The following is a 24,424-nucleotide window of genomic DNA, read 5'->3' as shown; positions in this document are numbered from 1 at the left end:
CGACTGCCGCCGAATATGGTTTCAGATCAGCAATTTCCTGTTGCCCCACGGCCCGGCAGGGCTGCCTGAGCGGCGACCCAGCCGTGCATCTGTTCGACTTCCCGCCTGATGAACTCATCATCCTGAAAAGCATTCGCCAGCATCGCAACGCCTTGACTTCGGGCAAGAAGATGCGCCGCCAGATAGTCGGCATCGTCTTCCCGGCCAAGAGCCACGAACTGGCACCGGAGCCAGGCCTGAAACAGGCCGAAGAGCGCATTCGCGCCGTCTTGGTTGGGATGATTGAGTTTGGCGAGTTCACTGCTCAGCGTGCCGATGGGGCAGCCGAATTTCTTGATCTTCTCCCCGTTCACAATCAGAATATCAATAAATTTGCAGATACGGATTTCGGGGCTTTCCTCATCAGCGTCCCATTGCGCCACCATGTCCTTGCGGTCCTGCAAACGCCGGTCAATGACGGCTTCAAGGATGTCGTCCTTGGTTTTGAAGTGGTAGTAAAAGTTCCCTCGCGAGATTCCGATCGCATTCGCAATGTCGGCGAATGAGGTGTTTTCATAGCCCTGCTGATAGAACATCTGATCGGCAACAGCCACTATCTGATCCCTTGTCGTCACTTCTTTCATCGCCTCATACCGCTAATTAGGTCGTTTGTCCTAGAGCAATGAATAGGACATTTGTCCTAAATCGTCAAGCATAAGAAAACGGGAAAATTCGTTGGTTCGGGACATGAAACCGACAGGCGCTCAACGCAACAAAAAAAGGGAAGGTTTCCCTTCCCTTTTCGTATAGCCTCGCGGTCAGGTTATTTCTGGGCGCGTTCCCAGATTTCCTGGGTGAAGGCGCCTTCCGGCTCCTTGGAGATGACGAGTTTTGAATCGCCCGCCAGCAGGATATTGACCGTGCGATTGTAGGATTCCTCGTTCAGCTTGCCGAGGTTTTCCGTGTCAATCAGCTTGGCGATTTCCGCCATCATCCGCTTCTGATGCTTTTCGGTCTGGGCACCGGTCGCGTCATTTTCGAGCACGATTTCCGCGGCCTCATCCGTATTTTCGATGGCATATTTCCAGCCCTTCATCGATGCCTTGATGAAGCGGGCCAGCTTGTCTTTCATCGCCTCGTCTTCAAGGCTTTTTTCCATGACATAAAGACCATCTTCGAGGGTGGCAACGCCCTGATCTTCATAAGGGAAGACCGTCAGTTCCGCCGGTGTCAGCCCGCCATCGATGACCTGCCAGTATTCGTTGTAGGTCATGGTGGAAACGCAGGCCGCCTGCTTCTGCAGCAGCGGATCGACGTTGAAGCCCTGCTTCAGGACCTTGATGTCCGCATCGGCGCCTTCGGTCTTGTATTTCAGCTTATCCATCCAGGACAGGAACGGATATTCATTCCCGAAGAACCAGACGCCAAGGGTCTTGCCCTTGAAATCCTCGGGCGTTTCGACGCCCATGTCCTTGCGGCAGGTCAGCATCATGCCGGAGCGGGAGAAGACTTGCGAAATATTCACGAGCGGCACGCCCTTCTCGCGCGTTGCAAGTGCGGCGGGCATCCAGTCAACCACGACATCGGCCCCGCCCCCGGCAATCACCTGCGCCGGTGCGACGTCCGGTCCGCCCGGCTTGATGGTGACGTCGAGATCGACTTCATCATAGAAGCCCTTGTCCTTGGCGACATAATAACCGGCGAACTGGGCCTGGGTGACCCATTTCAGCTGCAAGGTCAGCTCATCGGCGGCCGAGGCCGTATAGGCGGCAAGGCTCATGGCCGAGGCCGCGAGTAGTAAGGTTAGTTTTTTCATCCTGTTCTTCCTCTCCCTTTTTGAAGTAAAGCATTCAAACATACATGGTAATGGGGACTCATTCTATTTCGCCCGCCTGTAGGACGCGTGCCAGAAGGTCACGCGGCGCTCCAGCAGGGCGAGAATTCCGTAAAACAGCGATCCGACGACGGCGGCGACCGCAATGGTGGCCCAAACAATATCGACATTCATCCGTCCAACCTCCGTCGAGATGCGAAAGCCCATGCCGACGATGGGGGTGCCGAAGAACTCCGCCACAATCGCACCGATCATGGCGAGCGTCGAATTTATCTTTAGGGCGTTGAAAATAAACGGCATGGCGTTCGGCAGGCGCAGGAACAGCAGCGTCTGCCAGTAGCTCGCGGCATAGGAGCGCATGAGGTCCTTCTCGATATGGCTGGTCGCCTGCAGCCCGGCGAGGGTGTTGATCAGCATCGGGAAGAAGGTCATGACGACGATAACGGCGGCCTTCGATTCCCAATCAAAGCCGAACCACATGACCATGATCGGCGCGATGCCGACGATGGGCACGGCGCTGACCAGCGAGCCCAGCGGCAACAGCCCGCGCTGCATGAAGGGCACGCGGTCGACGAGGACGGCGACAAGGAACCCCGATCCGCAACCAAAGGCGAAGCCCGACAGCACCGATTTCACCACCGTCTGGTAGAAATCCGCATAGAGGGTCGATCCATTATTCGAAATCGCATCGCCGATCTGACCCGGCGACGGCAGGAGAACGGAGGGGATGCCAAGCCCCGTGGTAATCACCTGCCAGAGATAGAGCAGCCAGACACCGAACAGCGCCGGGATCGCAAGCGCAATCAGGCGGTTGCCGTCCGCCACCTTCGACAGCAGGGTCATGGCGCGCCAGGCCAGCAGGCCGAGGGCGATCACGTAAATCCACAGGCCCGGCGCGACCAGGAACACCCGGTAGCCGAGGTTGAGAATCTCCCCTGTCTCAATGCTGCCGATCAGTTGAAGCGGCGCGAGCGTGCCGAGCACCGTCCCGAGCGCGACCAGAAGCCCGGCCGCGAGGCCATCGCGCCCGCGGACAAGATGGAAAAATCCGATGCCGAGGGAGGCCAGAACCAGAATCAGCGCAGCGCTGTCAAACCACCAGTAAACGGAGACGCCCTCCACCTGCCCCACCGGAACGGCGAAGGAGACGACGGTGAGGAACAGGAATTCGATCAGCACATAATCATGCTTTTTCATGCCGCCTGCCCTCCCATCCGCGAGAGAACCAGCTTTTCGGAGAGGGCCACGGCCCAGACCAGCAGCATGCCGAGGAGCGAGGCGACGGTCAGCGCCGACCAGATCTGGATTGTCTGGCCATAGTAGGACCCGGCAAGAAGCCGCGCGCCCAACCCCTCGATGGCGCCGGTCGGCAGTTCCGCGACGATGGCGCCGACCAGGCTGATGGCGATGGCGACCTTGAGGCTGGTAAAGAGAAACGGGATCGAAGCGGGAATGCGGAGCTTCCAGAACACCTGCGCCGCGCTCGCGCTGTAGGTTTTCATGAGGTCAAGCTGCAGCACATCCGGCGATCTTAAGCCCTTCACCATGCCGATGGTGATCGGGAAGAAGCAGAGATACATGGAGATAAGCGCCTTCGGCACCAGTCCGGTGAGGCCAATGTTGCCGAGGACAACGATGATCATCGGCGCGATGGCGAGGATCGGCACGGTTTGCGATGCGATGATCCAGGGCATCAGGCTGCGGTCGAGCGTCTGGATATGGACGATGCCGACGGCCAGCAGGATGCCGAGTATCGTGCCGAAGGCGAAGCCCAGCAAGGTCGAGGACAGCGTCACCCAGGCATGATAGACGAGGCTGCGCTTCGACGTGATTTTCTTATCCAGAACGGTCTTGTCCAGCTCCACGACAATCTGCTGCGGGGCCGGCAGGATCGGCCGCTCCATCGACCAGGAATCCCGGACCAGCTTGCCGAAGGTCCATTCAACGTTTCCCCGCTTGTACTGGTCGATCAGCTGCGGCGAATTCATATAGACCGCGCCCGCAAGCCACAGGATGAGGAGGGCGATCAAGACCGTTGCGACGGGGATGACCTTGCCATCATAAAGACGGCGCCAGCTCGGTATCACTTGTGGCTGGACGGCGTCAGTCATCGTAGCTGTGCCCCGATCTCAGCCCCTCGCGCACGCGGTGGGAAATTTCCAGAAACTCCGGCGTCTCGCGGATATCGAGATTGCGCACCCGCGGCAGGCTGCTCTCGATGATATCGATGATCTTGCCGGGCCGCGGGCTCATCACCACGATCTTGGAGGAGAGGAACACCGCCTCCGGGATCGAATGGGTCACGAAAATGACCGTCTTCTTCGTCGTATCCCAGAGATTGAGAAGCTGTTCATTCAGATGGTCGCGGGTAATTTCGTCAAGCGCGCCGAAGGGCTCGTCCATCAGCAACAAATCCGGCTCCACCGAGAGCGCCCGGGCGATGGAGACCCGCTGCTGCATGCCGCCCGAGAGCTGCCAGGGAAATTTCTTCTCGAATCCTTCAAGATTGACCATGGCGAGGTTGCGCGCCGCCCGCGCCTTTTGCTCGTCTCCGCTGAGGCCCATGATCTCGAGCGGCAGCCTGATATTCTTCTCCACCGTCCGCCAGGGATAGAGCGCCGGGGCCTGAAACACATAGCCATAGGCGCGTTTCTGCCGCGCCTCCTCCGGTGTCATGCCGTTGACCGAGATATGCCCGCCCGTCGGCTTTTCGAGATCGGCAATCACCCGCATCAGGGTCGTCTTGCCGCAGCCCGACGGGCCGATGAAGGAGACGAAATCGCCCGCATTGACCGTCAGGTCGATATCTGCAAGGGCATGTACAGGCGTATCCGCCGTCTGGAAGACAAGATCGAGGTTCTCGATCTCGATCACCGCTTTTGAACTCGCCTCAGACAATGTTGGCCCGCTCCACAATCGCGTGCAGCAGGACGTTGCATCCGGCGGCAAGATCTTCAGGGGTCGCTTCCTCTTCCTCGTTATGGCTGATGCCGTTCTCGCAAGGCACGAAGATCATGCCCGTCGGCGCGACGCGGGAGATATAGCAGGCATCGTGCCCGGCGCCGGAAATGATATCCATATGGGAGAAACCGGCAATCTCCGCGCCCTTGCGGACCGCATTCACGCAGTCTTTGTCGAACTCGACCGGCGGGGAGTACCAGATTTCCTCGAACGCCATCTCGAAGCCGCCCTCGGAGGCGGTTTTCTCGGCGAAGGCGCGGAGCTCCGCGTCCATCTTGCTGAGGATCTCGTCCTTCGGATGGCGGAAATCGACGGTGAAGAAGACCTTGCCTGGAATGGTGTTGCGCGAATTCGGGCTTGACTGGATGAGGCCGACGGTGGCACAGGCGAAGGGCTGGTTATCGAGGCCGATGCGGTTGACCTCGGTGATGATTTTGGAGGCGGCGACGAGGGCGTCTTTGCGCCGCGCCATCGGGGTCGGCCCGGCATGGGCCTCCTGCCCGGTGATGGTGATTTCGTACCAGCGTTGACCTTGTGCGCCCATGACGACGCCGATGGTCTTCTCCTCATGCTCAAGGATCGGGCCCTGCTCGATATGCGCCTCGAAAAAGGCCTTGATCTCGCGGCCGCCGACCTCTTCCGTTCCGGCATAGCCGATGCGCTTCAACTCCTCGCCCATGGTCTTGCCGTCGAGATCGGCGCGGGATAGCCCGTAGTCGAGATCGAAGACGCCGGCAAAAACGCCGGAGGCAACCATGGCCGGCGCAAAGCGGGAGCCTTCCTCGTTCGTCCAGACCGCAACCTCCACCGGATGCTCGGTCTTCACATCGAAATCATTGAGGGTGCGGAGAACTTCCAGACCCGCCAGCACGCCGAACACCCCGTCGTATTTCCCGCCCGTCGGCTGGGTGTCGAGATGCGAGCCCATCATCACCGGCGGCAGATCGTCCCGCGTTCCGGCGCGGCGGGCAAAGATATTGCCCATTTTATCGACTTTTATGGTGCAGCCCGCCTCCTTGCACCAATTTGAGAAAAGATCGCGTCCCTCTTTATCGAGATCGGTGAGCGCGAGGCGGCAGCAGCCCCCCTTCTCGGTCGCGCCGATCTTCGCCATTTCCATAAGGCTGTCCCACAGGCGGTCGCCTTTGACATTCATGTTCTGCATCGGTTTCCTTCGTCTCTATTCCGCCGCCGTCGAGAACGGATTGCGCGGATCCTGGTTCCAGTTCATGTAGGGCTTGCCGTTATCGACCTCGACCATGGTGATGCAGTCGTCGACCGGGCAGGCCAGCATACACAGATTACATCCCACACATTCCTTGTCTATCACTTCGTAGCGCCGGGCGCCATCGACCCGCGCCGTCGTGATCGCCTGATGCGACGTATCCTCGCAGGCGATATGACACAGACCGCATTTGATGCAGAGGTCCTGGTTGATCAGCGCCTTGATGTCATAGTTCATGTTGAGCTCGTTCCAGTTGGCGACGTTCGGCACCGCCATGGAACGGAAATCATCGATGGATTTATAGCCCTTCTCGTCCATCCAGTTGGAAAGCCCGGTGATCATGTCATCGACAATGCGGAAGCCATAATGCATGGCGGCGGTGCAGACCTGCACCGTGCCGCAGCCGAGCGCCATGAACTCCGCCCCGTCGCGCCAGTTGGCGATGCCGCCGATGCCGGAGACCGGGATGCCCTTGCATTCGGGATCGCGGGCGATCTCGGCGACCATATTGAGCGCGATCGGCTTCACGGCGGGCCCGCAATAACCGGCATGGGCGCCCTTGCCGTCCACGATGGGGGTTGGCGCCATCTGATCGAGATCGACGCTGACGATGGAATTGATGGTGTTGATCAGCGAGACCGCATCCGCGCCGCCGCGCACCGCCGCCCGCGCCGCCGTTCGGATATCGGTGATATTGGGCGTCAGCTTGACGATGACGGGCATATCGGAATGTTCCTTGCACCAGCGGGTCACCATCTCGACATATTCCGGGACCTGCCCGACGGCGGAGCCCATGCCGCGTTCCGACATGCCATGCGGACAGCCGAAATTAAGCTCCACCCCGTCGGCGCCGGTATCCTCGACCTTTTTCAGGATCTTGCGCCACGGCTCCTCCTCGCAGGGCACCATCAGGGAGACCACGACCGCGCGGTCCGGCCAGTTCTTCTTGACCCGGGCGATCTCCTGCAAATTCACGTCGAGCGGGCGGTCGGTGATCAGCTCGATATTGCTAAAGCCCATCATCCGCTGACCATTCAGCTGAACCGCGCCGTAGCGGGACGAGACATTGACGACGGGCGGATCCTCGCCCAGCGTCTTCCAGACGACGCCGCCCCAGCCCGCCTCGAACGCGCGGACGACGTTATATTCCTTATCCGTCGGCGGCGCGCTCGCCAGCCAGAAGGGGTTCGGGGACTTGATACCAGCGAAATTATATGAAAGGTCAGCCATGTCTCTTTCTCCCTATTTCTTCGCCAGATAGTCATTGATTGCATGGGCGGCGAGCTTGCCGTCCTGCACCGCCGCAACGGTGAGCCCAATATTGCCATCGATGCAGTCGCCGCCCGCGTACACGCCCTCGAGCGAGGTTGCGTAGCTGTCATCGACCGCGATCCGGCCATTTTTAAGCTCCAGCTGCGCCGCGGTGCCGGAAACCGGATCGGGCACGAAAACCTGACCGATCGCCTTGAAGACCATATCGGCGGCGAGCCGCGCTTTCTCGCCAGTGCCGGTGAGTTTGCCGTCCGCGCCCTGTTTTGTATATTCAAATTCGATACCGCTCACCGCGCCGCCATCGGAGAGGATCGCGGCGGGCCGCATCCAGTGCTTGATCTTCACGCCGTTCACTTGCGCAAATTCCTGCTCCTTCGCCGTCGCGCTCATGGCCTCCGCCCCGCGCCGGTAGACGATGGTGACATCCTCCGCGCCCAATCGCTTCGATTTCACCGCGATATCGATGGCCGTGCTGCCACCGCCGATGACGACGACGCGCCGCCCGATGGCCAGCGTGCCCTTGTCCTTCGTCTGGCGGAGATCGGCAATATAGTCGACCGCGTTAAAAACGCCCTCGATCCTCTCGCCCTCCAGACCGAGCGCCTGCACCGCGCCAAGGCCGCCGCCGATAAAGACCGCGTCATATCTGTTCCGGAGATCGCCGAGCTGGATATCGCGGCCGAGCGCCTTGCCGTTCTGCACCGTGATGCCGCCGATCCCGAGGATAAAACGAACCTCCTTCTGTGCGAAGTCATCGACCACCTTGTAATCGGCAATGCCATACTCATTGAGCCCGCCGGATTTCGGCAATGCCTCAAACACCTCGCATTCATGCCCGAGCTGGGCGAGACGATGCGCGGCGGCCAGCCCCGCCGGCCCCGCGCCGATGATGGCGACTTTCCGGCCCGTGGCGTCGGCCCTCTCGAACGGCTGTTCCCCGCGTGCCATCATATCATCGGTGGCGAAGCGTTGCAGGGCGCCGATGGTCACCGGCTTGCCCTCCTGCGCCGTGCGCACGCAGGCCCCCTCGCAAAGGACCTCTGTCGGGCAGACCCGCGCGCAGGCCCCGCCCATGATATTTTCCTCCAGAATGTCGATGGCGGAGCCGCGGACATTGCCGGTGGCGATCTTGCGGATAAAACTCGGGATGTCGATGCCCGTCGGGCAGGCCTCCATGCAGGGGGCGTCATAGCAGAAGTAGCAGCGGCTCGCCTCGATATGCGCGGTCCTGGCATCCAGCGGCGGGTGAATATCGGCGAAATTCTCCGCCAGTTCCTCTCCAGAAAGTCGTCCCGCAGCGATGTCGCTCATGACCTGCACTCCCCTATTCATGTCTGAAAAAAGCGGCCGATGTCCGCCGCCCCAAGCCTTTAAAAAACCATAGACAAAACCTGACCAAACGGTCAAGTTCTATTTAAATTTAGTTGCAAAGCGCAAAAAAATAGTCGATTTATGGCTTTGGGGAATATCAGTATTTTGTCACCTTCGGGCCGCAAATGGATCAAAAAACGGAAATCACGGCAGACGATACCTCGCAGGGACGAATCCGCCAGGAAAATATCGAGCGGATCATGAAGGCGGCGGAGCATGTCTTTGCCGCCAATGGCTTTCGCGGCGCGACCACGGCGGCCATCGCCAAGGAGGCGGGCCTGCCAAAAGCCAATATCCATTATTATTTCGGCACCAAGGCGAAGCTCTACCGCGCGGTGCTGGACGATATCCTCGTGCTCTGGCTCTCCTCCTTCCGCGAGATCGGGGAGAATGACGATCCGGCGACCACCCTCGCCGACTATATCCGCGCGAAGATGCAGCTTTCACAGAACCGGCCCAACGCCTCGAAGGTCTTCGCCAATGAGCTGATCCGCGGTGCGCCGCGCATCAACAGCTATCTCGAATCGGAGCTCAAGGACTGGGTCGAGGAGAAGGCCGCCATTCTCGATCACTGGATCGAGGAAGGGCGCATGGCCCCGGTCGACAGCAAGCGCCTCATCTTCCATATCTGGGCGATGACCCAGACCTGGGCGGATTTCGAGGTGCAATGGGCCGCCGTCCTTGGCCGAAAGAAAAAGCTGAAGGCCGAGGATTTCGACGCCGCCACCGACTTTATCGTCTCCATGGTGCTGCGCACCTGCGGCCTGCAACCGATCCCGCCCCGCTCATGAAAACACCGCGCGACGTTGTCGAGAATTGGGTGGACCGCTTCAACGCGGCGGATGCCGACGCCCTCGCCGTCCTCTATGCGGAGGAGGCCGTCAATCATCAGGTAACGCAGGATCCCGTCGTGGGCCGCGCCGCCATCAAGGCGATGTTCGAGCGCGAATTCGCCGCCGCCGACATGCACTGCATCCCCGAGATCATCCATGAGGCGGGCGACGTCGCCATATTGGAGTGGCGCGATCCGCTGGGCCTGCGCGGCTGCGGCTTCTTCACGGTAAAAGACGGCCTGATCCGGTTCCAGCGCGGCTACTGGGACAAACTCAGCTTCCTCAAGCTCAACAACCTGCCGATCGAGTGAGCTTACGCCGGTTGCGGCGCCATGTCGTCCCTCTCGCGATTGATCCATTTTCGCGCCGAGGGGGTTAACAGAAGGCCGATGCCGATAAATGATCCCGCGAATCCACCGAAGGTCAGAAGATAATCTGTCAAAGTATATAAAAAAGCGTCCCTGCCCAAATTTATCACCGTCATGTAGGAAATGAATACGAAACCAACGGCTACATAGACGATATAGCTGTTTCGAGCCATAACACTGCCAAAACGGCCAATCAGGATAACAAACCATATGTTAACGTTAAAACCCAGGAACTGGAAAGCTAACACCGGTGTAATAACAAAAGGGCTTGTGTGGTTTGAGCTGTTTAATTTTCGGGATAAGCTCAATATATCCGGATATCTGAACGCGAGATGGAGTAAACCCGCAATAAGCATAAAATAGCAGACGCCTTCGAAAATCAGGATGGTTCCGGGACGTCGCTGTAGTGGGCGCTGATCCAGCACGGGAACCAGCCGGGAAGTTGCAAATCCGGAAACAAAGGTAAGGAAGGAGAAGGTAAAGATTTCAATCTGTAACTGGACAGAAAAGAACAAGGATTCGTTCAGATGTAACATCGTGAATAAAATGGCGAACCAAACGACAAAACCGATCATTGCTATCCCAAACCCCGTCATCGCCGCCTTTGTCCGTGCCCATTTCGAATATTGATACCTGAAGCAGGCGACAATGATTGCAGGTGCCACAAGGACCAGCGTCGCTTTGGCGAGTTCGAAGATGAAGCTGCGCACGATTGGGGCATATGAACCGAATAGGCCTGATGCGCCCATAACCCCTGTAAACTGCGCGAAGAGATATATTCCATATAAAATGCCTGCCAGGATCAGTGCTGACAAAAAAATAGCCGCAATGAAACGGACAAAATTCACAACCATTCTCATCTTTACCTAGAAAATAGGTTCTTATAAGCCATACTACGGTAGTGAATTCCTGTAAACGCTTTCACTCCCCCCAATCTCTTCCTGCAGGATCTCGAGTTCCAGCCAGCGGGTCTCGGCGTTGTCCTTATCGGCTTGCGCGGTTGAGAGCTCGGCGGCTTTTTTATTGAAGGCATCGGGATTTTTGGTGAACAGCGCGGGATCGGCGAGCTCTGTCTCGAGCGTCTTGATCCGCTTTTCGAGCTCCTCGATCACGGCGGGGAGCCGCTCGTAATCCCGCTGGTCTCTATAGGTGAGTTTCTTGCGCGGTTGCGCCGGCCTTTCCGCCGCCTCCTTCGGTTTCGCGGCCCGCGCGGGCGCCGCTTCCGCCTGCTTTTTCATGCGCATATAGTCGCTGTAGCCGCCGACATATTCGGCCGCGCGCCCACCCTCCTCAATGACGATGGTCGAGGTCACGAGCTGGTCGAGGAATTCGCGGTCATGGCTGACCAGCAGCAGCGTGCCGTCATAGTTTGACAGCATGTCCTGCAACAGATCGAGGGTTTCCATGTCGAGATCGTTGGTCGGCTCGTCGAGGACCAGAAGGTTGCTCTCCCTCGCCAGAAGCTTCGCGAGCAGGAGGCGGTTACGCTCCCCGCCCGAGAGGGCGCGCACCGGGCTTTTCGCCTGTTTATCCTCGAACAGGAAATCGCGAAGATAGGCGACCACATGGCGCACCTCCCCCTGGACAATGAGCTGGCCGCTGCCCGGATCGGCGAGCGTGTCCCAGAGGCTCATGTCCGGATCGAGGCTGTCGCGGTTCTGATCGAAAATGGCGGGCGTGAGGTTGGTGCCGAGCGTGACCGTGCCCGTGGTGGGCGCGAGCTCCCCCATCAGGATTTTCAGCAGCGTCGTCTTGCCGGCGCCGTTCGCGCCGATGATGCCGACCCGGTCGCCCCTTTGGATCCGGGTTGAGAATTTCCGCAGAACCTCATGTTTTTGCCCGTCTTTACCCTCATAGGTCTTGGAGATGTCTTTCGCTTCGATCACCAGCTTGCCGCTTTTGGATCCGCTCTTGACGTTGAGCTTGGCGCTGCCCACGGGCGCCGCGCGTTCGGCCCGCTCGGCCCGCAGGCGCTGCAATGCACGCAGCCGTCCCTCGTTGCGGGCGCGGCGCGCGGTGATGCCTTTGCGCGACCAGTCCGTCTCCTCGGCGATTTTCTTGTCGAGCTTTTTGGCCTCCACTTCCTCGCGGCGGAGGATTTCCTCGGACCATTCCTCGAAGGCGGCAAACCCCTTGCCATGGGTACGCAAGCGCCCCCGGTCGAGCCAGAACAGCCGGTTGGTGAGGTTTTTCAGGAACTGCCGGTCATGGCTGATGATGAGCAGCGCGCCCTTGAAGGCTTTCAGCTCCTCCTCCAGCCAGAGAATGGTGGTGATATCGAGATGGTTGGTCGGCTCGTCGAGCAGCAGCACGTCCGGCTCGGAGACGAGCGCCTCGGCGAGGGAAACCCGCCGCGCCTCCCCGCCCGAGAGGGTTTCGAGACGGCGCGCGCCGTCAATCCCGACGCCCGCCAGCACCTGATCGACGAGATAGCCGGTATCCCCCTCCTCCTCGCGGGATTTGAGACCCTTCGCTACCTGTTCATGAACGGTGATGCCGGGCGTGATGTCCGGCTGCTGCCGGAGATAGCTCACCCGGATGCCGCTCTGGCGGAAACGCTCCCCGCCGTCGAGATCGATATCGCCTGCGAGCGCCTTCAACAGCGTCGACTTTCCCGAGCCATTGCGCCCCATCAGGGCAATGCGCATCCCCGGCTCGATCCCGAGCGAGATATCGGAAAAAAGATCACCGCCGCCAAAGGTAACGCGGGCGTTTTGCAGGGCCAGAATGGGAGCCGCCATGGAAATTACGTGCCTTAATCAGGGATGTCAGAAGCGTTGCCAAGGCTTCTAACATCGAATGACCCGGTCCGGCAATTCCCTGTGACGGCGCGGGGCATTATTTCACGTGGCGGATGACGGTGAAGCCCTCTTCCGGCATGGGCGGGATGAAGTAGCTGCTGATCTTGTCAAACACGGCGTCGCTCGTCTGGAAGGGATGCTCGCCCTTCGCGTTGCGGGCGCGCAGCCGCGATTTGCAGATCGTGTTCGGGATATCGAGATAATGCAGCTCATGCGCCACATCGGCCGCCTCGAACAGCTCCTTGCCCCAGCGGCGGCTCTCCGGCGTATTGGCCGGGAAATCAAGGACGACGGAAAAACCGGCCTTGAGCAGCCCGACGATATGGTCCTTCAGCGCATGCTTCAGCCGGATCGAGGCGCGGATATAATCGCCGAGATCCTTGACCTCGCCTGGGTAAAGCTCGGCCAGCAGCACATCTTCGGAAAAGAGGAAGGTGCCGGGCCGCCGCGCCAGCTTGCCGGCGAGCGTTGACTTGCCCGCGCCGATCTTGCCCGCCAGCAGATAGAGGACCGGCGCGTTCCGCATGCTCTGCGGTTCCTCGCTGGGCGGTGTCGTTTCTTCTTCCTGGGTACTGAGTAACATCCTTTTGTCTCCTGTTTGGGGGGCCTTCGGAGACGGATGCAATAAAAAACCGCCTCGAAGGCGGTTGGGTCATAGCCGTCAGGGCATACAGACTTCCGCCATTCGGGGAATGGAGAGAATCTTCACCACAATAATGTTCATGTTGTATGCCATGGGCGTATTTAAACGGCAGTTCCCCCTCTTTTGTCAAGTCTCTTGCGGCTGCTTGCGTTAAAAAGTCGCAGCCGGGGCAAATTTGCTTTTCTTGGGCGTGACTCCCCTATACAAGACCAATTTCGTCTGTTATAAAACCGGTTGAAAACAGACTGAATTGGTACGATATAGATAAGCATCATGATCAAGCTCAGCAAAATGACCGACTACGGGGTCGTTATCATGTCCGAAATGGCGCGCAAGCCGGAGCGGACGATGACCGCGCCCGACGTGTCGCTCTATACCGGCCTGCCGGTGCCGACGGCGGCGAAGATATTGAGGATACTGGCGAAAAGCCCGTTCCTGAATTCGCAGCGCGGCGCCCATGGCGGCTATAACCTGGCCCGGGCGCCCAAGGAAATCTCGATCGCCGAGATCGTCCGCGCGATGGAGGGACCGGTCGCCGTCACCTCCTGCGCCGATGACAGTGCGCCGGACTGCACGGTCGAGGAATGCTGCCCCATGCGCGGCGGCTGGCAGAAGATCAACCGGGCGCTCAATACCGCGCTCGAGGAAGTGACCCTCGCCGATATGTGCGAGGATACGCAAGACATTCATATGGGGACGCGGGCGGCCTTGAAAGCCGCGGCCTCCCCCCTGATCCAAGCGGAGTAACGAAATGGCTATTGCCCGAGAAACCGTAGAGCAGGTCGCCTCTGTTTCCGACAAGTACAAATACGGATTCATCAGCGATATCGAGGCGGATACCGCGCCGATCGGCCTCTCCGAGGATATCGTCCGCTTTATCTCCGCCAAGAAGGAAGAGCCGGAATGGCTGCTCGAATGGCGGCTGAAGGCCTATCGCTACTGGCTGACCATGGAAGAGCCGGAATGGGCGAATGTGCATTATCCGAAGATCGATTTTCAGGATATCTACTACTATTCCGCCCCGAAACAGAAGGACAAGCTGAAAAGCCTCGACGAGGTCGATCCGGAACTGCTTGAGGTTTACAAGAAGCTCGGCATTCCCTTGAAGGAGCAGGAAGTGCTCGCCGGTGTTGAGGGTGCTTATAACGTCGCCGTCGATGCAGTGTTCGATAGCGTTTCCGTCGCCACCACCTTCAAGGCGCGGCTCGAAAAAGAGGGCGTCATCTTCTGCCCGATTTCCGAAGCTGTGCGCGACCATCCCGACCTCGTGAAGGAATATATGGGCTCGGTCGTGCCCTATACGGACAATTATTATGCGGCGCTCAACTCGGCGGTCTTTACCGACGGCTCCTTCTGCTACATCCCGAAGGGGGTGCGCTGCCCGATGGAGCTTTCGACCTATTTCCGCATCAATGCCGCCCAGACCGGGCAGTTTGAACGCACCCTGATCATCGCCGAGGATGAAAGCTATGTGAGCTACCTTGAGGGCTGCACCGCGCCAATGCGCGACGAGAACCAGCTGCATGCGGCGGTGGTCGAGCTGATCATCAAGAAGGACGCCGAGATCAAATATTCGACGGTGCAGAACTGGTATCCGGGCGATGAGAACGGCGTTGGTGGTATTTACAACTTCGTCACCAAGCGGGCCGCCTGCCGCGGGGAGAATGCGAAAGTCTCCTGGACGCAGGTCGAGACCGGCTCGGCGATTACCTGGAAGTACCCCTCCTGCATCCTGCAGGGCGATAATTCAGTGGGCGAGTTTTATTCCATCGCCATCGCCAACAATATGCAGCAGGCCGATACCGGCACCAAGATGATCCATCTTGGCAAGAACACCTCGAGCACGATCATCTCCAAGGGAATCTCCGCCGGCAAGGCGCAGAATACCTATCGCGGGCTGGTGCGCATGGGCCGCAAGGCCGAAAATGCGCGCAACCACACGGTCTGCGACAGCCTGCTCATCGGCGATAAATGCGGCGCCCACACGGTCCCCTATATCGAGAACCAGAGCCGCACCGCGACGATCGAGCATGAGGCGACGACCTCCAAAGTGAGTGAGGAGCAGCTCTTTTACTGTCAGCAGCGCGGCCTCTCCGAAGAGGAAAGCATGGCGCTCATCGTCAATGGTTTCTGCAAGGAAGTGCTGCAGAAACTCCCCATGGAATTCGCGGTGGAAGCCCAGAAACTCGTCGGCATCAGCCTTGAAGGCAGCGTCGGCTAAGGAAAGATAAAGTTATGTTGGAAATCAAAAACTTACACGCCACTGTTGGGGGCAAGGAAATCCTCAAGGGCATTAATCTCACCATCAAGGCGGGCGAGGTTCATGCGGTCATGGGGCCGAACGGCGCGGGCAAATCGACCCTCTCCTATGTGCTTGCGGGCCGCGATGGCTATGAAGTGACGTCGGGCGAGGTCCTCTACAAGGGCGAGAACCTGCTCGACCTTTCCCCCGATGAGCGGGCGGCGAAGGGCATTTTCCTCGCCTTCCAGTATCCCGTTGAAATTCCGGGCGTCGCCTCGGCTACCTTCCTGAAAACCGCCTATAACGCGCAGCGCAAGGCGCGCGGGGAGCCCGAAGTGGACGCCATGGAATTCCTGAAACTCATCCGCGTGAAAACGAAAGAGCTCGGCATCAAGGACGATATGCTGAAACGCGCCGTCAATGTAGGCTTCTCCGGCGGCGAGAAGAAGCGGAACGAGGTGTTGCAGATGTCCCTGCTGGAGCCGGACCTGATGCTGCTCGATGAAACGGACTCGGGGCTTGATATCGACGCGCTTAAAATCGCGGCGGAGGGTGTCAATCGCCTGCGCAGCCCCGAACGCGCGGCGCTAGTCATCACCCATTATCAGCGCCTGCTCGACTATATCGTGCCGGATTTCGTACATGTGCTGGCCGACGGCAAGATCGTCAAGTCGGGCGACAAGTCACTGGCGCATGAACTTGAAGAAAAAGGTTATGCGGCGCTCAGCGCGGCGTGATCAGAAATTGATGAGCAATATGAAAACCTTAACACCTTTAGCTCAGACATATCTTGACCGCTTCGATGCGGCGCGGAGCTCCCTGCCCGGCCATCAGATCCCGGTGGTGGCGGCCTTGCGCGAGACCGGTTTCGCGCGGTTCAAGGCGCTCGATTTTCCGGGCCGGAAAGTCGAGGAATGGCGCTTCACCAATCTCGCGCCGCTGACCAAGGGGATTGAACCGGCAGCGGCGGCGGCGAATGCCGACCTGCCCGCAGCCGAGTTTGACACGCCCCATGTCATGACCTTTATCAATGGCCGGTTCTCGCCAAACGAAAGTCATCTTGACCAACTGCCGGAGGGGATAAAGCTTTCCTCCCTCGCGGCGGAGCTGGATGCAGGCAACAGTGTCGTGCTCGGCGCGGATACAGAAGAAAACCGCCCCGTCGTCGCGCTCAACACCGCCTTTATGGCGGACGGCTTCGTGCTGCAGGTCGAGGATGGTGTCACGCTTGATGCGCCCCTTCTCGTCCGCTTTGTCAGCCTGCCGGGATCGGGGGAGGTATCCCATCACCTCCGCAATGTGATCCGCCTTGGCAAGGGCGCGGCCACAACCCTGCTGGAAGAGCATGTCGGCATCGATGGCCATGCCTATTTCGCCAATCCGGTCACCGATATCACGCTGGCCGAAGGCGCGACGCTCCGTCATTATAAATATCAGGCGGAAAGTGACGCGGCCTTTCATCTCGCCAATACGGATACGGATCTAGCCACCGGCGCGACCTATGAGAATTTTGCGCTCACCACCGGGGCGCGGCTTGCCCGCAACGAGCTGGAAAGCCGGATCATGGGCGCGGGCGCGACCAGCATCCTGAACGGCGCCTATCTGATCCGCGGGCAGCAGCATGCGGATACTACCACCCTCACCCGCCATCTGGTGCCGGAAAACGACAGCAAGCAGGTCTATAAAGGGATTCTTGACGGGGAGGCGCAGGGCGTCTTTCAGGGCAAGATCCAGATCGTTCCGGATGCGCAGAAGGTCTCCGGCGACCAGCTAAGCCGGGCGCTGCTCCTCTCCGACCGCGCGTCTGTTTCGGTCAAGCCGGAGCTTGAAATCCATGCGGACGATGTGAAATGTTCTCACGGCGCCTCCTCGGGCGAGCTCGATGAAGATGCGCTCTTTTACCTGCAATCGCGCGGGATCGAGGAAAAGGCGGCAAGAAAAATGCTGATCGATGCCTTCCTCGCCGATGTGCTGGAGGAAATTTCCGATGACGCCGTGCGGACCTATTTCGCCAAGGTCACCGCCCGCTGGATGGAGGAGGTCTAGGCCATGAATGACATGACAACCTTCGATGTCGAGAAAATCCGCCGCGATTTCCCGATTTTTTCGCGCGAGGTCCATGGCAAGCCGCTCACCTTCCTCGACAGCGGTGCCTCGGCGCAGAAGCCGCAGGTGGTCATCGACGCGATGGAGAAGGCCTATCTGGAAACCTATGCCAATGTCCATCGCGGGGTGCATTACCTGAGCCAGGTCTCGACCGAGCTTTATGAAGGCGCGCGGGAGATCGTCCGCGCCCATATGAATGCGGCGAGCGTGGAGGAGATCATCTTCACCAAGAACGCGACGGAAAGCATCAATCTCGTCGCCAATGCCTATGGCTGGGCAAACCTGAAGCCGGGCGATGAGATCATTCTCTCCACGCTGGAGCATCATTCGAACATCGTGCCCTGGCAGCTGATCGCCGAGAAAACCGGCGCCGTCGTGAGGGCCGTACCCATCGATGCGCAGGGCGAGTTTATGCTGGATGACTATCTCAACATGCTGGGGCCGAAGACGAAGATCGTCGCGGTCACCCATATCTCCAACGCCATCGGCACCATCACGCCGGTCCGCGAGATCATCGACGCCGCCCATGACTCGGGCGCGGTCGTGCTGATCGACGGAAGCCAGGCCGCGCCGCATATGAAGCTCGATATGCAGGCGCTCGATGCGGATTTCTATGTTTTCACCGGTCATAAGGTCTTCGGGCCCACGGGCATAGGCGTCCTCTATGGCAAGGCGGAGATGCTGGAAGCCATGCCGCCGTTTCTGGGTGGCGGCGACATGATCGAGCGCGTGACATTCGCCAAAACCACCTTTGCCAAGGGCCATTCGAAATTCGAGGCGGGCACACCCCCCATCGTCGAGGCCATCGGCCTTGGCGCGGCGATCGATTATGTGAACGCCATCGGCTTCGATAAGATCGGCGCGCATGAGCAGATGCTGCTCGCCTACGCGACGGAACAATTGAGCCAGATCAACAGCTTGCGCATCATTGGTCAGGCAAAGCATAAAGCTGCGATCATCTCGTTCACCCTCGATGATGTGCATCCGCATGATATTGGCACCATCGTCGATCGCGGCGGCGTCGCCATCCGGGTCGGCCATCATTGCGCCCAGCCCTTGATGGATCATTTCGATGTGGCGGCGACGGCCCGCGCGTCCTTCGCGCTTTACAACAACCGCGCCGACGTCGATGCCCTCGTCGCCTCGGTCCGCTCGGTACAGGAGATTTTTGGCTGATGTTTGATGACCTCAGAGAACTGTATCAGGAAGTGATCCTGGATCATTCGAAAAAACCCCGCAATTTCCGCCATCCGGCGGATGCGAACCATGAGGCCCATGGCTATAACCCGCTCTGCGGCGATACGGTCAATGTCTATCTCAAGATGGGCCATAACGGCCTGATCGAGGATGCCGCGTTCGAGGGCAAGGGCTGCGCCATCTCGCTCGCCTCCGCTTCCATGATGACAGAAATTATCAAGGGCAAGACGGAGAGCGAGGCCCGCCATATCTTTGACGGCTTTCAGAAGCTGGTGAAGGGCGAGGAAAATGATTTCGATGCGGGCGAGGATACGGAAAAACTGATGATGCTGGCCGGGGTCAAGGAATTCCCCATGCGCGTCAAATGCGCCACCCTCGCCTGGCACGCCATGACCTCGGCCATGGATGACAAAACGGAAGTCTCGACGGAGTAACTGATGACCGCCATTGAAAAAATCGACCGCCCGGTCGCGACCGGCCCCTTCGAGGAAGGCTCGACGGGCTCACCGCTGGAAGAACCCATTGTTGCGGCGCTGCGTGAGGTGTATGACCCGGAAATCCCGGTCAACATCTTCGATCTCGGCCTGATCTATGTCATTGATATCGCTGAGAATGGCGATGTCTTCGTCGGCATGACCCTGACCGCGCCGGGCTGCCCGGTGGCCGGGGAAATCCCGATCTGGGTCCGCGATGCCCTCACCCCCGTCGACGGGGTGAAGAATGTCGAGGTGGAAATCCTTTGGGATCCGCCCTGGACGCCGGACAATATGTCGGAAGCGGCAAAACTCGACCTTGGAATGTTTTAACGGCGCGCTTATATTAGGGTTAAAGGTGACATATGACTGATACGCAGATTATGACATTGACGGACCGGGCGGCAACGCGCGTGAAGGCATTGCTCGGCAAGGCGACGGAAAAACCCCTCGGCCTTCGCATCGGCATCACCAACACCGGCTGCAACGGCCTCAGCTATACCATGAATTACGCAACCGACCAGAAACCGGATGATGCGATTGTGGATGCGGGCGAGATTACCCTGTTGATCGACCATGATGCCGTGCAATATGTGGCCGGGACCGAGATGGACTGGCTGGAAGAAGGCCTGCATTCGCGCTTTACCTTCGAAAATCCCAATGAAAAAGGCCGCTGCGGCTGTGGCTCCTCCTTCCACGTTTAGGCCGGAATGACGCCGCTTCGCCTTCCCCGATTCCTGCTTGTCGCGGCTGTTGTCATGAATATGCTGCTGCTTGCCGCCCTGCCTGCGCCCCTGCAGGCGGCGGAAGCGCGGGATAAATACGGATATCTTCACGTCAAGGCGCCCGAGGCGGCGCAAATAGTTGCGGCGACGCCTGACATAATCATCCTCGATATCCGCACGGCGGAGGAATTCGCGGATGGCCATCTCGCGGGCGCCGTCAATATCGACTATTACGCGAAGGACTTCGCCGCGCAGCTCGCCGCCCTCGATCCCGCCGCCCGCTATCTTCTCCATTGCCGTTCGGGCAACCGGAGCGGCCGCGCCCTTCCCGTGATGCGGGAATTAAATTTCACGGAAGTGATCCATCTCGATGGCGGCATCCTCGCCTGGACATCAGCCGGCCAGCCGCTCGCCCGTAACTAACGCCGCGCCCGCCCAGCATTTCCAAAAAAGGACGCCCCGTGACAGGTGGGCCGGATCTTGTTACCCTTTGCCCTCACGTCACTATGATCAGGAGAGTTTTCTTATGCAGGATCGATATGGGAATGAGGTCAGCACCGGATCGCGATCCGCCCTCGATGCCTATGTCGAGGGGGTGGATCTGTTTCTCTCCGCGCAGGCGGGCGCCGAGGCGGCGTTCGAGCGCGCGATCGCCGAGGATCCGTCCTTCGCCCTCGCCCATGCCGCCCTCGCCCGCCATCACCAGATGTATGCCCGCCCGCTGGAGGCCATGAAGGCGATGATCTCGGCGCGTGAACTCGGTGCCGGCTTCACGGCGCGCGAGCAGGCCCATATCGCCATCATCGGCCAGCTGATCGACGGCGATAATGAGGGCGCCTACAACAGTATCCTGAAACACACAGCTGAATATCCCCGCGACATCGTGATCCTGCAGCCCTGCGCCGGGGTTTTCGGGTTAATCGGATTTAGCGGGCGGATCGGGCGCGAGGCGGAGATTTTTGCTTTTTTTGATCATCTCAAGCATGCGTATGACAATGACTGGTGGTTCGATTCCATTTTCTCCTTCGCGCTCACGGAAATTGGCCGTTTGCGCGACGCCGAGCCCCTGATCGAACGCTCCTATGCCGCCAATCCGGCGAACGCCAATGCGGTTCATTACAAGGGACATTTTCATTACGAGGCGGGAGAGCATAAAGCCGGATGGGACTTTGTCCGTAAATGGCTGAAAAGTTATAATCCGGAGAGCCTGATGCATTGCCATATCAGCTGGCATGAGGCGCTCTGGGCTCTTGAGCTTGGCCATAGCAAATCCGCCTGGGAGACGGTGGACACAGCCATCCGGCCGGGCAAGGCCTGGGGGCCGCCGATCAACGTTCTCAACGATACGGCGGCCTTTCTGGTACGGGCCGAAATCGCTGGGGAACCAAGACGGAACCATCTCTGGCAGGAAATCGCGCAATATGCCGCCATTCACTATCCAACTCCCGGGGTCAGCTTTGCCGATGCACATGCGGCCATTGCACATGCCATGGCGGGCGATACAGAGGCGTTGATGACACTCCGTGAAACTTCTGCGGGATGGGCAAGCGATATGGTCAATGCCCTTGCCGATGTCTTCACGGCCTATGCACAGTCCGACTGGCAGGCGGTCGTCGACCGGCTGGTCCCGATCATGGGGACCCATGAACGCCTTGGCGGTAGCCGCGCCCAACGCGACCTACTGGAATTCACGCTGCTTCATGCGCTGCTGCGCCTCGGCAAGAGGGAGGAGGCGACCCGCCTCTTCGCGATCCGCCGCCCGGTGCTCGCAAAAGACGGCCTGCCGCCCTCGATAATGCCGAAAGAACTCGCCCCGTAACCGCGCCCTCCGCCGCGGATTTCTTGATTAATAACTGGTGCGGCCGCGTGAAACATGTCATGCAGATGGATGCAAAACAACGGGCCGCGGCCCCTGGCCGCACGATAATGTGCTTTTCCGCCACCGCAAGCTTCTCCGTCGCCGCCGTCACCGCGGTCATCGGCATCGTTGCGGCCCGCCAGGCCGCCCATCCCCGCGAAATCCTAATTGCCCTTACCCCGTTCCTGTTCGCCCTTCAGCAGACGATCGAGGGGCTGCTCTGGCTGGAACTGAGCGGAGAGGGCAACGCCGGGCATATCGCCACCCTCTCCTTCGCCTTTCAGGTCTTCGCCAAGGTCATCTGGCCCGCCTATACGCCCATCGCCGTCTTCCTGATCGAGACCAGCGAGGTACGGCGGCGGTTCCTGATCGCCTTTGCCGCGATCGGGCTGTTTATCTCGGTCAATCTGTTCATCGGCCTGCTGAACGAGCCCTCCCTCGCCGCCATCAATAATCACAGCATCGATTACGCGGTGGAGCCGACCCGCCTGTCCTGGCAGATGTTCCCCTATTTCCTCTGCACCTGCGGGGCGCTGTTCCTCTCGTCGCGACCCTTGATCGGGGCCTTCGGCGGCGTCATCCTCGTCGGTTTCGCCATCTCCGCCTATGCCTATGTGGCGACCTTCATCTCGGTCTGGTGCTTCTTCGCCGCGGCGGCAAGCTCGCTTCTCTATTTCTATTTCCGCGCCGCGCCGGAAAACCGCTCAGAATTTTACCAGCGGGCCGTGCGGCGCTGAGGCAAGGGTGAGGAAGGTCCGGTCCTCCCGCAGGATAAATTTCTCCGCCATCGCGAACTCGTAATTCTCCCGCCCCAGCGGATCGGCGGCAAGCCGCGCGCGATAGGCCTCATAGGCGGCGAGGCTCTCGATATTATAGATCCCGTAGGCGCGCGTGCTCGATCCCTCATGCGGCGCGAAATAGCCGATGAGATCAGCACCGCATCGCGGGATCGCCTCCCCCCAGTTCCGCGCATACTGCGTGAACTGCTCTTTCTTCGTCGGGTCGATATGGTAACGGATTACGCAGGTGATCATTTTTCTCTCCTTCTATGGAGGGTGATTTTACCGCTTGCATGACGTATATGCTTCGGCTAGCATCGAACTATGAAAGAAGGACCAGACATTGCCTTTCTCGGCTCGCTCATCGGCGATCCGGCGCGCGCGAATATGCTGACGGCGCTGCTCTCGGGCAAGGCGCTGACGGCGAGCGAGCTGGCGGCGGAGGCCGGGATAACCCCGCAGACCGCGAGCACGCATCTATCGAAGATGGAGGCAGGCGGCCTCCTTCAGCAGCGGCGCCAGGGGCGCCACCGCTATTTCGCGCTGGCCGATGACGATGTCGGCAGCCTGCTGGAGACGATGATGGGCCTCGCCGCCAAGAAAGGCCATCTGCGCACCCGCACCGGGCCCAAGGATCCGGCGCTCCGCTATGCGCGGGTCTGCTACAACCATCTTGCGGGCGATCTCGGCGTGCGGATGATGGACAGCCTGCTCGCCAAGGGATTTCTCACGCCGGAGAATGAGGGGCTTGGCCTCACCGACGATGGCCGCGCCTTCGCCGAGGGCTTCTCGATCGATCTTGAACCGCTGGAAAAATCCCGCCGCCCGATGTGCAAATCCTGCCTCGACTGGAGCAACCGGCGCAGCCATCTTGCCGGTTCCCTCGGCAGCGCCCTGCTCACCCGCTTCTACGATCTCGGCTGGGCCCGGCGGATCGAGGGATCGCGCATCGTCGCCTTTTCCCCGCGCGGGGAAAAAGCCTTTCTCGACGCCTTCGCGCTCTAGAACCCGCCCACAGCGCGAAAAAATTTTCCTCGCGGGTTGCTGTCGCGCCGCGAGGGCGGTATATTTCGCTTCACTCACATAGACGATAATTTCCCGAACGGCGCAACGATTGACCTCGATCAAGGACAGCCCCTGTCAATGATGCACATTATTCCGAATAAAGAAATCAAGGAGCATGTGATGTCATCTGATGCAGGAAAACCGCTTGTGCGGGAGGCTGTCGCCGTCTTCGATACCGTCGAGACGATGCAGGACGCGATAGACGCGCTACAAAGCGCCGGTTTTGACCGGGCGGACCTCAGCTTCGTCGCCGGGGAACAGGCCGTCGAAGAAAAGCTTGGCCATGTATATACACGGGTTGAGGAACTGGAAGATGACCCGAAGGTGCCGACCACGATCTATGTTCCCAATGAGTCGATTGGCGAGGCCGAAGGCGCGCTGATCGGCACGCCAATGTATCTCGCGGCGGCAACGACGGCCGGGGTCATGGTCGCGGCCGGCGGCCCGATTGCGCTCACCATCGCCGCCGTCATTGCGGCGGGCGGGGCCGGCGCGGCGCTCGGCGGTATTCTGGCCAGCTTCGTCGGCGCGCATCACGCCGATTATCTTCAGGAACAGCTCGACCGTGGCGGCCTTCTCCTCTGGGTCCGCGCGCGGGACGAGGCGCATGGTAGAAAAGCCGTGGACATACTGAAAAAGCATTCCGCCCATGATGTCCATCTGCATGGGCGGTCCGGTTAATTCCCTCGATC

General features: G+C 59.5%; 27 protein-coding genes. 15 read left to right on the top strand and 12 right to left on the bottom strand.

Annotated features, from left to right (window positions below):
• Nucleotides 1-26: 26 nt before the first annotated feature.
• The 8 genes from GQF03_RS00450 to GQF03_RS00415 all read right to left on the bottom strand — a co-directional run bounded on the left by GQF03_RS00450 (nt 27) and on the right by GQF03_RS00415 (nt 8,582).
• Complete coding sequence (locus tag GQF03_RS00450; protein ID WP_161337221.1) at nt 27-623, bottom strand: TetR/AcrR family transcriptional regulator; 597 nt, start codon at nt 621-623, stop codon at nt 27-29.
• A 179-nt stretch (nt 624-802) separates the two neighbouring features.
• Nucleotides 803-1,795: an ABC transporter substrate-binding protein gene (locus GQF03_RS00445; protein WP_161337220.1), complete on the bottom strand. Its 993-nt coding sequence runs from the start codon at nt 1,793-1,795 to the stop codon at nt 803-805.
• A gap of 63 nt (nt 1,796-1,858) precedes the next feature.
• Entirely contained in the window at nt 1,859-3,010 is a 1,152-nt protein-coding gene (locus GQF03_RS00440) for an ABC transporter permease (protein ID WP_161337219.1), read from the bottom strand.
• Nucleotides 3,007-3,924 carry an ABC transporter permease gene (locus tag GQF03_RS00435; RefSeq protein ID WP_161337218.1) on the bottom strand — a complete coding sequence of 306 codons (918 nt, stop codon included), beginning with the start codon at nt 3,922-3,924 and terminating at the stop codon, nt 3,007-3,009. Before GQF03_RS00435 ends, GQF03_RS00440 begins: the two co-directional genes overlap by 4 nt.
• Nucleotides 3,917-4,711, bottom strand: a complete 795-nt coding sequence (locus GQF03_RS00430; RefSeq protein WP_161337217.1) for an ABC transporter ATP-binding protein — start codon at nt 4,709-4,711, stop codon at nt 3,917-3,919. The genes GQF03_RS00435 and GQF03_RS00430 overlap by 8 nt, the downstream gene beginning before the upstream one ends.
• Entirely contained in the window at nt 4,704-5,939 is a 1,236-nt protein-coding gene (locus GQF03_RS00425) for a Zn-dependent hydrolase (RefSeq protein WP_161337216.1), read from the bottom strand. Before GQF03_RS00425 ends, GQF03_RS00430 begins: the two co-directional genes overlap by 8 nt.
• Before the next feature lie 15 nt (nt 5,940-5,954).
• Nucleotides 5,955-7,229 (bottom strand): NAD-dependent dihydropyrimidine dehydrogenase subunit PreA, encoded by a 1,275-nt coding sequence (gene preA / locus GQF03_RS00420; protein ID WP_161337215.1) that lies wholly within the window; start codon nt 7,227-7,229, stop codon nt 5,955-5,957.
• 12 nt (nt 7,230-7,241) lie between these two features.
• Entirely contained in the window at nt 7,242-8,582 is a 1,341-nt protein-coding gene (locus GQF03_RS00415) for an NAD(P)-dependent oxidoreductase (RefSeq protein ID WP_161337214.1), read from the bottom strand.
• 185 nt (nt 8,583-8,767) lie between these two features.
• On the opposite strand from GQF03_RS00415, the gene GQF03_RS00410 reads away from it, so the two are divergent.
• Nucleotides 8,768-9,433 carry a TetR/AcrR family transcriptional regulator gene (locus GQF03_RS00410; protein WP_161337213.1) on the top strand — a complete coding sequence of 222 codons (666 nt, stop codon included), beginning with the start codon at nt 8,768-8,770 and terminating at the stop codon, nt 9,431-9,433.
• The gene (locus tag GQF03_RS00405) at nt 9,430-9,786 is read left to right on the top strand and encodes a nuclear transport factor 2 family protein (RefSeq protein ID WP_161337212.1); all 357 of its coding nucleotides are present in this window, start codon (nt 9,430-9,432) and stop codon (nt 9,784-9,786) included. The genes GQF03_RS00410 and GQF03_RS00405 overlap by 4 nt, the downstream gene beginning before the upstream one ends.
• Before the next feature lie 2 nt (nt 9,787-9,788).
• Here the strand turns inward: GQF03_RS00405 and GQF03_RS00400 are convergent, their stop codons facing one another.
• The 3 genes from GQF03_RS00400 to GQF03_RS00390 form a co-directional block, all read right to left on the bottom strand.
• Nucleotides 9,789-10,697 carry a hypothetical protein gene (locus GQF03_RS00400; RefSeq protein ID WP_161337211.1) on the bottom strand — a complete coding sequence of 303 codons (909 nt, stop codon included), beginning with the start codon at nt 10,695-10,697 and terminating at the stop codon, nt 9,789-9,791.
• Between the two features lie 39 nt (nt 10,698-10,736).
• A complete protein-coding gene (locus tag GQF03_RS00395; protein WP_161337210.1) occupies nt 10,737-12,584 on the bottom strand; it encodes an ABC-F family ATP-binding cassette domain-containing protein in 1,848 nt (615 codons plus the stop codon).
• Nucleotides 12,585-12,681: 97 nt separating this feature from the next.
• On the bottom strand, nt 12,682-13,227 hold the full coding sequence (locus GQF03_RS00390; RefSeq protein WP_206376050.1) for a P-loop nucleotide/nucleoside kinase family protein: 546 nt from the start codon (nt 13,225-13,227) through the stop codon (nt 12,682-12,684).
• A gap of 333 nt (nt 13,228-13,560) precedes the next feature.
• Between GQF03_RS00390 and GQF03_RS00385 the strand changes: the two genes are divergently transcribed.
• The 11 genes from GQF03_RS00385 to GQF03_RS00335 all read left to right on the top strand — a co-directional run bounded on the left by GQF03_RS00385 (nt 13,561) and on the right by GQF03_RS00335 (nt 22,625).
• The gene (locus GQF03_RS00385) at nt 13,561-14,034 is read left to right on the top strand and encodes an SUF system Fe-S cluster assembly regulator (RefSeq protein WP_161337209.1); all 474 of its coding nucleotides are present in this window, start codon (nt 13,561-13,563) and stop codon (nt 14,032-14,034) included.
• A 4-nt stretch (nt 14,035-14,038) separates the two neighbouring features.
• Nucleotides 14,039-15,508, top strand: coding sequence for a Fe-S cluster assembly protein SufB (gene sufB / locus GQF03_RS00380; RefSeq protein WP_161337208.1), 1,470 nt, complete (start codon nt 14,039-14,041; stop codon nt 15,506-15,508).
• A gap of 14 nt (nt 15,509-15,522) precedes the next feature.
• Nucleotides 15,523-16,266 carry a Fe-S cluster assembly ATPase SufC gene (gene sufC / locus GQF03_RS00375; RefSeq protein WP_161337207.1) on the top strand — a complete coding sequence of 248 codons (744 nt, stop codon included), beginning with the start codon at nt 15,523-15,525 and terminating at the stop codon, nt 16,264-16,266.
• A 19-nt stretch (nt 16,267-16,285) separates the two neighbouring features.
• The gene (gene sufD / locus GQF03_RS00370) at nt 16,286-17,575 is read left to right on the top strand and encodes a Fe-S cluster assembly protein SufD (RefSeq protein WP_161337206.1); all 1,290 of its coding nucleotides are present in this window, start codon (nt 16,286-16,288) and stop codon (nt 17,573-17,575) included.
• A gap of 12 nt (nt 17,576-17,587) precedes the next feature.
• Nucleotides 17,588-18,811 (top strand): cysteine desulfurase, encoded by a 1,224-nt coding sequence (locus GQF03_RS00365; protein WP_161338058.1) that lies wholly within the window; start codon nt 17,588-17,590, stop codon nt 18,809-18,811.
• A complete protein-coding gene (sufU, locus tag GQF03_RS00360) occupies nt 18,811-19,266 on the top strand; it encodes a Fe-S cluster assembly sulfur transfer protein SufU (protein WP_161337205.1) in 456 nt (151 codons plus the stop codon). Before GQF03_RS00365 ends, sufU begins: the two co-directional genes overlap by 1 nt.
• 3 nt (nt 19,267-19,269) lie before the next feature.
• Nucleotides 19,270-19,638 (top strand): SUF system Fe-S cluster assembly protein, encoded by a 369-nt coding sequence (locus GQF03_RS00355; protein ID WP_161337204.1) that lies wholly within the window; start codon nt 19,270-19,272, stop codon nt 19,636-19,638.
• A 32-nt stretch (nt 19,639-19,670) separates the two neighbouring features.
• Entirely contained in the window at nt 19,671-20,009 is a 339-nt protein-coding gene (locus tag GQF03_RS00350) for a HesB/IscA family protein (protein ID WP_206376049.1), read from the top strand.
• Nucleotides 20,010-20,015: 6 nt separating this feature from the next.
• Nucleotides 20,016-20,453, top strand: a complete 438-nt coding sequence (locus GQF03_RS00345; RefSeq protein ID WP_161337203.1) for a rhodanese-like domain-containing protein — start codon at nt 20,016-20,018, stop codon at nt 20,451-20,453.
• 103 nt (nt 20,454-20,556) lie between these two features.
• Nucleotides 20,557-21,849: a tetratricopeptide repeat protein gene (locus tag GQF03_RS00340; protein ID WP_161337202.1), complete on the top strand. Its 1,293-nt coding sequence runs from the start codon at nt 20,557-20,559 to the stop codon at nt 21,847-21,849.
• 59 nt (nt 21,850-21,908) lie between these two features.
• Nucleotides 21,909-22,625: a DUF6629 family protein gene (locus GQF03_RS00335; protein WP_161337201.1), complete on the top strand. Its 717-nt coding sequence runs from the start codon at nt 21,909-21,911 to the stop codon at nt 22,623-22,625.
• Here the strand turns inward: GQF03_RS00335 and GQF03_RS00330 are convergent.
• Nucleotides 22,593-22,922, bottom strand: coding sequence for an NIPSNAP family protein (locus GQF03_RS00330; protein ID WP_161337200.1), 330 nt, complete (start codon nt 22,920-22,922; stop codon nt 22,593-22,595). The two genes, GQF03_RS00335 and GQF03_RS00330, sit on opposite strands and share 33 nt — an antisense overlap.
• A gap of 69 nt (nt 22,923-22,991) precedes the next feature.
• On the opposite strand from GQF03_RS00330, the gene GQF03_RS00325 reads away from it, so the two are divergent.
• Both GQF03_RS00325 and GQF03_RS00320 read left to right on the top strand, forming a co-directional pair.
• A complete protein-coding gene (locus GQF03_RS00325; RefSeq protein ID WP_161337199.1) occupies nt 22,992-23,672 on the top strand; it encodes a metalloregulator ArsR/SmtB family transcription factor in 681 nt (226 codons plus the stop codon).
• Nucleotides 23,673-23,852: 180 nt separating this feature from the next.
• Nucleotides 23,853-24,413: a hypothetical protein gene (locus GQF03_RS00320; protein ID WP_161337198.1), complete on the top strand. Its 561-nt coding sequence runs from the start codon at nt 23,853-23,855 to the stop codon at nt 24,411-24,413.
• Nucleotides 24,414-24,424 lie beyond the last annotated feature (11 nt).

This window comes from Sneathiella chungangensis (assembly GCF_009882935.1).
Lineage (GTDB): Bacteria > Pseudomonadota > Alphaproteobacteria > Sneathiellales > Sneathiellaceae > Sneathiella > Sneathiella chungangensis.
Note: the sequence above shows the minus strand (reverse complement) of the source record. Positions and strands in the feature narration are given on the sequence as shown.

Coding starts and splice junctions, on each gene's coding strand:
- GQF03_RS00400 (WP_161337211.1), bottom strand. CDS start 10,697: ATGGTTGTGAATTTTGTCCGTTTCATTGCGGCTATTTTTTTGTCAGCA.
- GQF03_RS00365 (WP_161338058.1), top strand. CDS start 17,588: ATGACAACCTTCGATGTCGAGAAAATCCGCCGCGATTTCCCGATTTTT.
- sufC (WP_161337207.1), top strand. CDS start 15,523: ATGTTGGAAATCAAAAACTTACACGCCACTGTTGGGGGCAAGGAAATC.
- GQF03_RS00445 (WP_161337220.1), bottom strand. CDS start 1,795: ATGAAAAAACTAACCTTACTACTCGCGGCCTCGGCCATGAGCCTTGCC.
- preA (WP_161337215.1), bottom strand. CDS start 7,229: ATGGCTGACCTTTCATATAATTTCGCTGGTATCAAGTCCCCGAACCCC.
- sufU (WP_161337205.1), top strand. CDS start 18,811: ATGTTTGATGACCTCAGAGAACTGTATCAGGAAGTGATCCTGGATCAT.
- GQF03_RS00450 (WP_161337221.1), bottom strand. CDS start 623: ATGAAAGAAGTGACGACAAGGGATCAGATAGTGGCTGTTGCCGATCAG.
- sufD (WP_161337206.1), top strand. CDS start 16,286: ATGAAAACCTTAACACCTTTAGCTCAGACATATCTTGACCGCTTCGAT.
- GQF03_RS00350 (WP_206376049.1), top strand. CDS start 19,671: ATGACTGATACGCAGATTATGACATTGACGGACCGGGCGGCAACGCGC.
- GQF03_RS00415 (WP_161337214.1), bottom strand. CDS start 8,582: ATGAGCGACATCGCTGCGGGACGACTTTCTGGAGAGGAACTGGCGGAG.
- GQF03_RS00385 (WP_161337209.1), top strand. CDS start 13,561: ATGATCAAGCTCAGCAAAATGACCGACTACGGGGTCGTTATCATGTCC.
- GQF03_RS00355 (WP_161337204.1), top strand. CDS start 19,270: ATGACCGCCATTGAAAAAATCGACCGCCCGGTCGCGACCGGCCCCTTC.
- GQF03_RS00440 (WP_161337219.1), bottom strand. CDS start 3,010: ATGAAAAAGCATGATTATGTGCTGATCGAATTCCTGTTCCTCACCGTC.
- GQF03_RS00405 (WP_161337212.1), top strand. CDS start 9,430: ATGAAAACACCGCGCGACGTTGTCGAGAATTGGGTGGACCGCTTCAAC.
- GQF03_RS00340 (WP_161337202.1), top strand. CDS start 20,557: ATGCAGGATCGATATGGGAATGAGGTCAGCACCGGATCGCGATCCGCC.
- GQF03_RS00320 (WP_161337198.1), top strand. CDS start 23,853: ATGTCATCTGATGCAGGAAAACCGCTTGTGCGGGAGGCTGTCGCCGTC.
- GQF03_RS00390 (WP_206376050.1), bottom strand. CDS start 13,227: ATGTTACTCAGTACCCAGGAAGAAGAAACGACACCGCCCAGCGAGGAA.
- GQF03_RS00425 (WP_161337216.1), bottom strand. CDS start 5,939: ATGCAGAACATGAATGTCAAAGGCGACCGCCTGTGGGACAGCCTTATG.
- GQF03_RS00325 (WP_161337199.1), top strand. CDS start 22,992: ATGAAAGAAGGACCAGACATTGCCTTTCTCGGCTCGCTCATCGGCGAT.
- GQF03_RS00395 (WP_161337210.1), bottom strand. CDS start 12,584: ATGGCGGCTCCCATTCTGGCCCTGCAAAACGCCCGCGTTACCTTTGGC.
- sufB (WP_161337208.1), top strand. CDS start 14,039: ATGGCTATTGCCCGAGAAACCGTAGAGCAGGTCGCCTCTGTTTCCGAC.
- GQF03_RS00435 (WP_161337218.1), bottom strand. CDS start 3,924: ATGACTGACGCCGTCCAGCCACAAGTGATACCGAGCTGGCGCCGTCTT.
- GQF03_RS00345 (WP_161337203.1), top strand. CDS start 20,016: ATGACGCCGCTTCGCCTTCCCCGATTCCTGCTTGTCGCGGCTGTTGTC.
- GQF03_RS00335 (WP_161337201.1), top strand. CDS start 21,909: ATGCAGATGGATGCAAAACAACGGGCCGCGGCCCCTGGCCGCACGATA.
- GQF03_RS00410 (WP_161337213.1), top strand. CDS start 8,768: ATGGATCAAAAAACGGAAATCACGGCAGACGATACCTCGCAGGGACGA.
- GQF03_RS00330 (WP_161337200.1), bottom strand. CDS start 22,922: ATGATCACCTGCGTAATCCGTTACCATATCGACCCGACGAAGAAAGAG.